This window comes from Terriglobales bacterium, assembly GCA_035624475.1.
Lineage (GTDB): Bacteria > Acidobacteriota > Terriglobia > Terriglobales > Acidobacteriaceae > DASPRL01.
In genome coordinates this window covers 1-10,795 of the sequence record DASPRL010000303.1, presented here as the reverse complement: position 1 = coordinate 10,795, position 10,795 = coordinate 1, and the positions used below count along the sequence as shown (strand labels likewise).

Genomic DNA, 10,795 nt, shown 5'->3' with positions numbered 1-10,795 from the left:
GCTCGTACTCTGCATGGGTCTCGATCGTGACTTGGTCCCGATAGCGCGAGCGCTCCTCGAAGCTGAAGCGGTAGGGATGCCCCCAGGGATCGAGAAGCTGCTGGGGCGAGAGCTTGGCTTCGGCCAGTACGGTCCGGAACTCGGGCTCGCTCTGGGGGAAACTGCCGGTCTTGGCGTAGTGCAGGGCCAGGGCCTGCTCGATGGCGGCGGTCTCGTCGAGGAAGTAGTGGATGGAGGCGGTCCACTCGTCCACGTCGTCCCAGGAGCGACCGTCAGGCGAATCGAAGATGCCGTCGGGCCCGGCGCTCTCCACGCGGACGGCGTAATAAGGGCCGGCGACGGGGGTGTCGTATCCGTAGGAGGATGGGACGCCGATGGCAAAGGTGAAGCGATACGGTCGGCCCCAGGGATCGCGCAGGGCGTCCAGGTCCACGCCCTTCTTCCTCATGGCGTCGCGCAGGGTGGGATAGTCGCGGATGTACTGGTGGGTCTCGCGCTGGTAGGCGACAACGGTCTCGCTTATCAGCTTGCCCAGGGGACGGAAGTAGGGCCAACCCTGGGTGAGCACGGTGAAATCGTCGGCAGTGCCGGGACGCTTGTCGGGTCCGTTGCTGACCAGGGTGAGCACATCGTTCTTCCCGGAGACGGAGAACTGCGCGCGGTAGGGGAGGTCCCAGGGATCGCGGGCGGCGTCGAAGTCGAGCTTGTGGGCCTTGAGGATGTCGCGCAGACCGGCGAGATCGTGGGGATAGCGCTCGCTCTCCTTGAATTCCGTGCTGAGAGCCTCGGAAATGTGTTCGGTGTCGCGGGCGATGAGGTCATGGAAGACCGCGTCCGCACGGCTGGCGTAGGCGCCGCCACCAGCGAAATCCGCGCCGCCCTCCCAGCCGCCGTACCAGTCGAGATGGAGCAGGGCCTGGGCGAGCAGGTCGAGGCCTTCGGGGAAGGGCTGGGTGGAGTCCCAGGCAAGCAGATCGTGGTAGGTGATTCCCGAGATGCTCTGGCCGTAGTAGTTCTCGAGAAAATCGTAGAGGGAGAAGCCGTAGCCGCCGTAACCGCGGCCGAATTGCTCGTCGGTGCGGACGCGCTCGGCCACGGCGCGATCGAAGACCAGCACCCCCAACGCGCTCTCCACCGGCTCGCCCTCCGGGGTGCGCACGCCCACGTCGGCGGCGGCCTGCTCGCCGGGGCGGAAGACCGACTTGGCCATGCGCAGCGCCAGTTGCAGATCCTGGCGCCCGGGGAAGATCACCTGGCAGTCGCCCACGAGGTCTCGGTCCTTCTCCTCGCTGCCGGTGATGGCGAACGCGGTGATGTACAGCCCGCCGTGGAAGCGGGGATCGTAGGGGAAGGTGACTTGGGCGCGGCCGTGGCTGAGATGCACGACCTCGGAGGCCAGCAGCCCGCTGGGGCCGCTGAGGTCCACGATGGCCTCGCGCGCGGGGACGTTGGAGAAGAGCGAGACCTGGATGGGCTCGCCCGAGCGGTAAAGAGCGTGGTCGGCCTCGACCCGCATGAAAGTCCGGCCTAACTCGAGCTCCAGGTCCTCGCTAACGCTACCGTGGCTGCCCTTGTGATCGGCAGCTTCCAGCAGCAGGCGCGCCTCGCGCTCCCCTTCCTCCTCATAGTGATAGCGGCGCCTCCAGTCGGGAATGACCAGGAGTTCGCGGGCCAGGGGCCGCAGCTCGACGCGACCGACACCGTAGCGGTTGGTGTGAAAGCGCCCCAGGAGGACGCGGTGAGCGGCGTCGGGCTGCTCGTCGAACTCTTCCTTGGCGTTGGGGAGGGCCGCCGATATCGTGCCATCGACCGACGCGGGGGTACCGTCGGCGTAGGAGCTGGTCACGTAGAACACCACGGGCGCCTCGGTGGAGCCACCCGCGCCCAGCACGTAGAGGTGGATGGGCTGCGGGCTCAGGCGGAGCTGGAAGCGGCGCTGCTCGGTGCGCCCGGTGGAGAGATCGGTGACGTAGGCGGCCAGGTCGAGGTCGAGGAAGCGCTGCCAGCGGCTGGGCTTGAAGTCGTCGAACTCCCTCTTCAGGCTGATATGGGCGACGAACTTGCCGGTGGCGTCGAACCGGCCCTCCACCGGCTCGGTCTCCTCGCCCTCCCACTTCTGGTCTTTGTAGTTCCACTGCCACTCGCGGCGGCGGACCACGCGCACCTTGGCGCGCTGCACCGGCTTGCCGAAGAGGTAGTCGGCGCGCACCTCGACGCTGGCGTCCTGCCCGGGCAGGTAGTAGGGCCGGTCGGGCGTAACCACCACGGTGTAGGTGGGCAGGTCGTAGCGGCTGATGCGGATGCTGGCCGACTGGCGGCTGTAGTAGTCCTCGGAGTCGAGCGAAGCGATGATGTGAAAGTCCCCCAGGCGCATCTTCTGGGGGATCTCCCAGTCGGCGCTGGCGATACCGAAGCGCGAGGTGGTGACGCTCTGGTGGAACTGCTCGTCGCCCTCCTCGTCCTCGATGGTGAGCTTGATGGACGCGTTGGCCAGGGCGCGCTTGTCGGGACCGAAGACGGTGACGCGCAGGTGCGCGGTCTGGCCGGGCTGGTAGAGCGGTTTGTCGGTGGAGAGGGTGATGCGGCTGCCGGTGGGAAAGCGGAAGTCGATGGAGGCGTACTCCTCGAAGGGGCCGCGGGTGGCGGTGGCCTCCACCTTGCCCTCGTCGCTGCTCACCTTTTTGGGCAGATCGAAGGTGGCGGTAGCGTAGCCGGCGGAGTTGGTGGTCACCTTCTTCTTGATGGCGGTGTCGTCATCGTCGCCGATGGTGAGCACGACCTCCACCGGAATCCCGGCCATGGGGCGACCGGATTTGGGGTTGTCGACGCGCACGCGCACCGGATACTTGGCGCCGGGGACGGCGTGGGCGGCGGCGGTCATGCGCAGCTCGAAGGTGTCCTGGAGCACGCGCCCCACCTGGATCACGCCGCGGGCGGGCGGGACGCCGGAATCCGCGCTGGGAGTGAACTCGTAGCGCAGGCGGTGCCAGGCCAGCTCGGAGGGCGTGTTGCTGGGAAGCTGCTTGGCCTCCCAGGGGATCTTTTCGACGGTGGTGCCGGGCTCCTCGTGGAAGGTGCCCGCGACCCAGGCGGCGGAGTTGCCGTTGGTGTCGAGGAACTCGAGGCGGAAGGTGCCGACCAAGGACTTGCCGGAGTCGTTGACCACCGGCAACTCGAGCACCGGGGAGGGCAGCAGGTGGAGGCACACCCGCTCCTCGTCCAGGCGCAGAGAAGGAGGGCCCGCGGCCAGAGCGGCGGAGGCGCAAACAATCACAGCCAACGCGAACCAGCGAGCGCGTCGCATGGCGGTTCCTAGCTCCGGGCGATACGGTTGATGGTAGCAAAAAGCAGGCCCAAAGTCGTCCCGCGCCGGCGCACAGAAGCGTGCCGGGTACAATAGAGGAGCATGTCCCAAGCCACGACCCCGTCCGATCCCTTCTCTCCGGTTGCCGTCCGCACCGAACACGTCTGCCGCCACTACCGCATGGGGGAGGCGGTGATCCCGGCGGTGGATGGCGTCTCCCTGCAGGTCCGGCAGGGAGAGTTCGTGGCGCTGCTGGGGGCGTCGGGCTCGGGGAAATCGACGCTGCTGAACCTGCTGGCGGGGCTCGACCGCCCGACCTCGGGCGCGGTCACGGTGCAGGGGAAGGACCTGGCCCGGCTCTCCGCGCAGGGGCTGGCGAAGTACCGGCTGCACACCGTGGGCATGGTCTTCCAGTCGTTCAACCTGATCCCCAGCATGACCCTGCTGGAGAACGTGGAGCTGCCCATGCGCTTCGCCGAGGTGGAGCGGGGGCAGCGCGAGGCGCTGATCCGGCAGGCGCTGGAGCGGGTGGGGCTGGGAGCGCGGCTGCGGCACCGCCCCAGCGAACTCTCCGGCGGCGAGCAGCAGCGGGCCTCGCTGGCGCGCGCCCTGGTAAACCGGCCGCAGCTTCTGCTCGCCGACGAGCCTACCGGCAACCTCGACAGCCACACTGGCACCGAGATCATGGACCTGATCCTGGAGCTGAACCGCTCGCTGGGCATGACGGTAGTGATGGTGACGCACGAGCGTCCCCTGGCCGAACGCTACGCGCAGCGCATGATCTTCCTGGCGGACGGCAAGCTGGTGGACCAGCAGCCCGGTTCGGCGGCGGCGGAGGCGCGCACGTGAAGGCCTACGACCTGGTGGAGCTGGCGGGGCGCAACCTGCGCGAGTCGGTGCTGCGCAATTCCCTGACGATTCTCGGCATCTCGGTGGGAGTGGCCTCGCTGGTGGCCATGCTCTCTTTGGGCATCGGCCTGCAGCAACTGGCGGGCAAGCGGCTGGAGAAGGCCGGCATCTTCGATACTGTCTTCGTCACCTCGCGCCGCGACTTTCGCGGCATGAACCGCGAGGAGAGCGCCGGCGGAGCCAGCCCCGAGCAGGCGCGGGCCCTCGACGAGCCCGCGCGGCTGGAGATCGAGCGCCTGCCCAACGTGGTCGAGGCCTATCCCGACCTTCGCTTCATCACCGAGGTGCGCTACGCCGAGAAGCCGCACCTCACCATGGTGGCCGGTCTTCCCTACTCCGCCGGAAACACCGACGCCTTCGAAGGTCTGGCGGGCAGCTTCTTCTCTTCCGACACGGCGCCCGAGGCCGTCCTGCAGAAGCCCTTCGCCGAGGAGTTGCTCGGCCGCAAACCCAAGCCGGGTCTGGACGACACCAAGGCCGCGGACCTCGCCAAGGAGCTGGTGGGGAAGGACGTGGCGATCCTCTACGCGCAGCGGGCCGCGCCTTCCTCGGGCGAGGAAACGGCGGAATCCTATTCCGTCATCTCGCGTCGCCAAACGCTGAAGATCGTGGGCATCTCCGACGTGGACCCGGAAGGCATGCGCGGCCCGGTGCGCGCCAATGTCTTCCTGCCGCTGAAGCTGGCGCAAAGCCTGCACGTGATGCAGGCCTCCGACCTGCGCGACAGCATGCGCTCCTTCTCCAACGTTCCCACCTACCTCTCTCTCACCGTGCGAGTGAAGAGCCCGAAGCAGGTGGAAGGAGTGCAGAACGCCATCAAGAAGATGGGTTTCAACACCTTCTCCATCCTGGACGCCAGCCGCAGCCTGCAGCGCTTCTTCGCGGTGCTGGACCTGTTCCTGGGGATCTTCGGCAGCCTGGCGCTGGTGGTGGCTTCGCTGGGCATCATCAACACGCTGGTGATGGCCATCCTGGAGCGGCGGCGCGAGATCGGCATCATGAAGGCCATCGGCGGCAGCGACTGGGACGTCGCGTTCCTATTCCTCACGGAAGCCGTTGCCATGGGCGTGACGGGGGGAAGTCTGGGCGTGCTGCTGGGCTGGCTGATCGGGCGGGTGATCAACTTCGGCACCAACGTCTACCTCCAGCGCCAGTCGCTGCCCCCGGAGAACCTGTGGGCAGTGCCCTGGTGGCTGGTTCTGGGAGCGATCATCTTTGCGCAGATCGTGAGCTTGGTCGCCGGCGTATATCCCGCACTGCGCGCCGCCAAGCTCGACCCGGTGCAGGCTTTGCGCTACGAATAGACTCTGGACAGGAACATGGGAATCCGCGGAATCCTTCTCAGTCTCACTCTGCTGGCCGGAACGGCCTGGGCGCAGCGCCCCGAACTGGTGCCGCAGACCGGGCACGGCGCCACCATCGACGAAGCCGTCTTCAGTCCCGACGGCAAGCTGCTGGCCACCTCGGGCAGCTACATGGTCAAGCTGTGGTCGCCGGCCACCGGGCGGCTGCTGCGCACCCTGCGCGTGGATACCCTGGCCTCCGCCATGGCCTTCAGTCCCGACAGCAAGTATCTGGTGGTGGGCGAAGGCATGGGCGCGGAGGTGGAGACAGCGCCCATCGACAGCCCTCTGCGCAAGGCCGGCGACGCCTACCAGATCCAGTTCTGGGATGTGAACACCGGCGAACTGGTGCGCAAGGTGCGAGGCCACGCTTTCTGGATCTCCTCGATCGCCTTCAGCCCGGACGGCAAGTGGCTGGCCACCGCCGGCTCCGAAGGCGAGATCCTGCTGCGCGAAGGCGCCAGCGGCCGCGTCCTGGCGCAACTGCGCGGGAAGGTGGAGTCCGAGAAGGCGGTGTGGCCGCAGGTGACCTTCAGCCCCGACGGTTCCCAGCTAGCCTTCAGCGACGGCCAGGACGACGTCGAGGTGTGGGACGTCGCCCGGCGCGCCCGTGTTCGCGATCTGGGCGCGGGCACGCGCGGCGCCGCCGGCTTGCGCTTCACCAGCAACGGAAAGTCCCTGGTGGGCGTGGTCGCTGCGGCGGAAAAAGGAAAAGGCGGCGACCTGGTGCTCTGGGAGCTGGACACGGGCAAGCAGGACCTGCTGGTCCCCGGCATCCATGGCAGCGTCGCCATCTCCCATGACTGGAGCCTGCTGGCGGTGGGCACGGAGGCCGGCAACGAGAAGAGGATCGAGTTCTACGATCTCACGAAGGGGACCAAGCTGGGCGCCGCCATCCCCGGCTACGGCATCCTGGAGTTCTCTCCCGACGACGCCATGCTGGTCAGCTGGAATCCGTACGTGGAGACCAAGCAGGTGGAGGGCCTGGGCGGAGGAGGCGGCAGCCCCGAGATCATCGTCTGGGACCTGAAGAAGACGCTGCTGCCGCTGCAGCGCATTCCCCGCTTCAGCCTGGAGGACCGGGCCACCGAGGTGGTGGCTTACAGCGTGGCCGTGGGCGACGGCGGTCGGCTGCTGGCGCGGCGCATCGCCGGCATGACCGGGGGCGACACCCTGGCGCTGTGGGACCTGACCTCCAACTCCGGGCCGCGGCTGCTGCGCGCTCCCCAGGGCGTGACCGCGAACATCGCCCTCAGCCAGCGCGGCCGGTGGGTCGCGCTCTCGGTCCCGGGCGGCGTCCTCACCGCCGACCTCGACAAGGGCGAGCCCAAGCTCCTCAAGCTGCCCGAGCACGACAGCTCGGCGTGGACCGATATCCTGGCCCTCAGTCCGGACGAGCAACTCCTCGCGCGCACCGGCATGGACGGCAAGATCAAGCCCCTGACCATCTGGCAGATCGCCTCCGGCAACGTCTCCGTGAGCCTGACCGACGTGGTGGGCTTTGCCTGGTTCCCCGACTCGCACCAGTTCGTCACCGGCGACAAGGAAGGAAATATCCAGGTGCGCGCCAGCGAGACCGGCCAGGTGGTGAGGAAGCTGGGCGTCCATGCCAAGGTGAACGCGGTGGCAGTCAGCCCCGACGGGCGGCGGGTGGCCAGCGGCGCCGATGACGGCACGGTCCGCATCTGGGATGCGGTCCGCGGGGTCCAAGTCGCGTCCTTCGCTGAGCCCGGCTGTGCCTTCGGACCCGACGCCCCCTCCAAGAGCACGGTCACGATCAAGGTGATGCCCGACTGCGTCGCCGCCTTGCAGTTCAGCCCCGACGGGCGGCTGCTGGTGGCCGCGGGGCAGGCCGCGGCCGCCTCCATCTTCGTGTGGGACGCCGCCACCGGCAAGCTGCTGCACAGCCTGACCAACTCCTTCGACGCCACCGGCAGCGCCGACAGCAAGTTCCCCTTCGCCTTCACCGCCGACAGCCGCTTCCTCATCCAGGGCACGCGCTACATCACGCTGTGGGATCTCGAGAGCGGGCAGCCGGCTGCCATCCTGGCCACCGCCTCCGGCGGAGACTGGTTGGTGATCTCCCCCGACGGCTACTTCGACGGCTCTCCCGGAGGCTGGAAGGGCATCGCCTGGCGCTTCGGCGGCAGTACCTTCGACGTGTTGCCGGTAGAGGCCTTCTATGGCGACTTCTATGAGCCCGGGTTACTCTCGGCGATCGTGGCCGGGAACGCGCCCCAGGCCAAGCAGGGCCTGGAGGAGCGCGACCGCCGCCAGCCGGTGGTCACGCTGGAGGCGACCCCGGCGGCGGACCGGCGCACCGCCGCGCTCGCCATCCACGTCTGCCAGGCTCCCCCGTACACGAAGCACAGCCAGGGTAGCGGAGCGCGCGACCTGCGACTCTTCCGCAACGGCATCCTGGTACGGCGCTGGCACGGAGACCTGCTCGAGGGGAAGGATTGCCGCGACCTGGCTGCCGAAGTCGGTCTTACCGCCGGGATGAACACGCTGGTGGCCTACGCCTTCAACGATGCTGACATCAAAAGCGAGGACGCGACCGCGCCGGTGGAGGGCGGCGAGAAGTCCGCCGGAGCGGAAGGCACCGGCTACATCCTGGCGGTGGGCGTGAACAGGTACGCGCCCCCGGGCATGGACCTGCGCTACGCCCGTGACGATGCGCAGGCCTTCGCCACCGAGTTCGCCCAGGACCAGGCCGCGCTGCGGAACTTCAAGACCATGGTCCCGGTCTCGCTGCTCGACGACGACGCCACCGCCGCCAACATCCGCGCGGCGCTGGCCATCCTCGCCGGGGACCCGGTGCCGCTCAGCGAGGCGCAACGCCGCCTCTTCGCCGGCCTGCGCAGGGCGCAGCCGGAGGACGGCGTCTTCCTCTTCTTCGCCGGGCACGGCACCGCGGTCCACAACCAGTTCTATCTGCTGCCGCACGACTTCGCGCCCGCTGCGATGGCCCAGGATCCCGAGCAGGCCCACGCTCTCTCCGACGTCGATCTGGGCCGCCTCTTCGAGGGCATCGACGGCCGCCACTTCCTGGTCATCATCGACGCTTGCCGCTCCGGCCAGGCGCTGGAAGCGGAGGAGAAGCGCCAGGGCGCTATGAACTCCAAGGGCCTGGCGCAACTGGCCTACGAGAAGGGCATGTACGTCCTCACCGCCTCGCAGGCCTACCAGGCAGCCATGGAGGCTTCGCAGTACGGCCATGGACTGCTGACCTACAGCCTGCTGAACCTGATCTCCCACCCGGCCTCCACCGGCGGGGAACTCTACCTGCTCGACTGGCTGGAAGAAGCGGCCGAGCAGGTGCCGGCGTTGCAGCGCAACTTCCTGGAGGGTTCGCGCGGCTTCAGCCTGGTGGAGGGCCAGGAGAGGCTGGCGCCCGCGCAGCGCAGCGTACAGCGTCCCCGGCTCTTCTACCGGCGCGACCCCGACCCCAATCCTCTGCTGGTGGTGGCGCCGCCGGCCCAGCCCAAGTAATTCAGGCGGCCGCGAGCGAGTTCTGGACGATCCCCTGGGCCTCGGCGACGATGGCCTGGAGGTGGGCCGGGTCGCGGAAGCTCTCCGCGTAGATCTTGTAGATGTTCTCGGTGCCGGAGGGCCGGGCGGCGAACCAGCCGCTGCTGACCACGACTTTCAAGCCGCCGATGGGAGCGTCGTTGCCGGGAGCGCGGGTCAGCTTGGCGGTGATGGGCTCGCCCGCCAGGGTGGAAGCACGCACCGCCTCGGGCGAGAGCTTTCCCAGCTTCGCTTTCTCCTCGGGCGTGGCGGCAGCGTCGATGCGGGTGTAGCAGGGCGCGCCGAATTCGGCGGTGAGTTCGCGGTAGTGCTCGCCCGGGTCCTTGCCGGTGCGGGCGGTGATCTCAGCGGCCAGCAGAGCGAGGATGAGGCCGTCCTTGTCGGTGGTCCACACCGTGCCATCCTGGCGCAGGAAGCTGGCGCCCGCGCTCTCCTCGCCGCCGAAGCAGAAGGAGCCGTCGAACAAGCCGGGAGCGAACCACTTGAAGCCCACCGGGGTCTCGCACAGCCGGCGCCCCAGCTTCCCCACCACGCGATCGATCATGCTGCTGCTGACCAGGGTCTTGCCCACCGCGGCGGAGGCTCGCCAACGCGGCCGGTGGGTGAGCAGGTAGCGGATGGCCACCGCCAGGTAGTGGTTGGGGTTCATCAGCCCGGCCGAAGGCGTGACGATGCCGTGGCGGTCGGCGTCGGGGTCGTTGGCGAAGGCCACGCGGTACTTGTCCTTGAGCCCGACCAGCCGCGCCATGGCGTAGGGGCTGGAGCAGTCCATGCGGATCTTGCCGTCGTGGTCGCAGGTCATGAAGGAGAAGGTGGGATCGAGGACCGGATTCACCACCGCGATGTCGAGGCCGTAGGTGGCGTTGATGGGCTCCCAGTAAGGCTGGGCGGCGCCGCCCAGCGGATCCACCGCCAGCTTGAGGCCGGCGGTGCGGATGGCCTCCATGTCCACAACCGTGGCCAGGTCGCGCACGTAGGGCAGGACGAAGTCCGCCTGGCGGGTGGAGGCCATCTTGATCGCGGCCTCGTAGGGCACGCGCTCCACGCCGGCGTTGCCCGCGCGCAGCAACTCGTTCGCCCGCTGCTCGATCCAGCGCGTGACCTCGGTGTCGGCGGGGCCGCCGTGCGTGGGGTTGTACTTGAAGCCGCCGTCCTCGGGCGGGTTGTGCGAGGGCGTGACGACGATGCCGTCGGCGAGGTGCTGGCGGCGGCCACGGTTGTAGGCCAGGATGGCGCGCGAGATGACCGGGGTGGGAGTCACGCCGTCGTCGCGCTGCAGGATGGTCTCCACGCCGTTGGCCGCCAGCACCTCGAGCGCGGTGCGCTGCGCGGGCGCGGAGGCGGCGTGCGTGTCCTTGCCCAGGTAGAGGGGGCCGTCGGCGCCCTGGCTGCGGCGGTAGTCGCAGATGGCCTGGGTGATGGCCAGGATGTGGGCCTCGGTGAAGGTGGCGCGCAGGGGCGAGCCGCGGTGCCCGCTGGTCCCGAAGGCGACCCTCTGCTCGGGATCGGCGAGGTTGGGGGTGCGGGCGAAGTACTCGCGCTCCAGGCGGGCCACGTCCACGAGAATCTCGCGGGGGGCGGGCCGGCCCGCCAGCGGGGAGAGCGACTCTTCTTTCTTGGCCTGGCTCGCCATCTCCTCTATTAGACCACCGGCGGGGCCGCCAGGCAGAGGGCGGCAGCGCCGGTGATGCCGGAGTCCTCGCCGTAG

At 68.7% G+C, this 10,795-nt stretch carries 5 protein-coding genes; 3 read left to right on the top strand and 2 right to left on the bottom strand.

Features of this window, described 5'->3' with window-relative positions; genetic code table 11:
• A partial coding sequence (locus tag VEG08_12105; GenBank protein HXZ28727.1) for an MG2 domain-containing protein occupies positions 1-3,304 on the bottom strand: 3,304 nt, incomplete at its 3' end.
• A gap of 102 nt (positions 3,305-3,406) precedes the next feature.
• Between VEG08_12105 and VEG08_12100 the strand changes: the two genes are divergently transcribed.
• Genes VEG08_12100 through VEG08_12090 form a run of 3 tightly spaced genes read left to right on the top strand, consistent with a single transcriptional unit; the run spans position 3,407 to position 9,048 of the window.
• Positions 3,407-4,153: an ABC transporter ATP-binding protein gene (locus tag VEG08_12100; GenBank protein HXZ28726.1), complete on the top strand. Its 747-nt coding sequence runs from the start codon at positions 3,407-3,409 to the stop codon at positions 4,151-4,153.
• Positions 4,150-5,517, top strand: a complete 1,368-nt coding sequence (locus VEG08_12095) for an FtsX-like permease family protein (GenBank protein HXZ28725.1) — start codon at positions 4,150-4,152, stop codon at positions 5,515-5,517. The genes VEG08_12100 and VEG08_12095 overlap by 4 nt, the downstream gene beginning before the upstream one ends.
• Positions 5,518-5,532: 15 nt before the next feature.
• On the top strand, positions 5,533-9,048 hold the full coding sequence (locus tag VEG08_12090) for a caspase family protein (protein ID HXZ28724.1): 3,516 nt from the start codon (positions 5,533-5,535) through the stop codon (positions 9,046-9,048).
• Position 9,049: 1 nt separating this feature from the next.
• Here VEG08_12090 and pgm read toward each other — a convergent pair whose 3' ends face one another.
• Positions 9,050-10,720 (bottom strand): phosphoglucomutase (alpha-D-glucose-1,6-bisphosphate-dependent), encoded by a 1,671-nt coding sequence (gene pgm, locus VEG08_12085; GenBank protein ID HXZ28723.1) that lies wholly within the window; start codon positions 10,718-10,720, stop codon positions 9,050-9,052.
• Positions 10,721-10,795: the final 75 nt, after the last annotated feature.

Excerpts from the sequence above, each read along its gene's own strand:
- pgm (HXZ28723.1), bottom strand. The coding sequence starts at position 10,720 with ATGGCGAGCCAGGCCAAGAAAGAAGAGTCGCTCTCCCCGCTGGCGGGC.
- VEG08_12100 (HXZ28726.1), top strand. The coding sequence starts at position 3,407 with ATGTCCCAAGCCACGACCCCGTCCGATCCCTTCTCTCCGGTTGCCGTC.
- VEG08_12090 (HXZ28724.1), top strand. The coding sequence starts at position 5,533 with ATGGGAATCCGCGGAATCCTTCTCAGTCTCACTCTGCTGGCCGGAACG.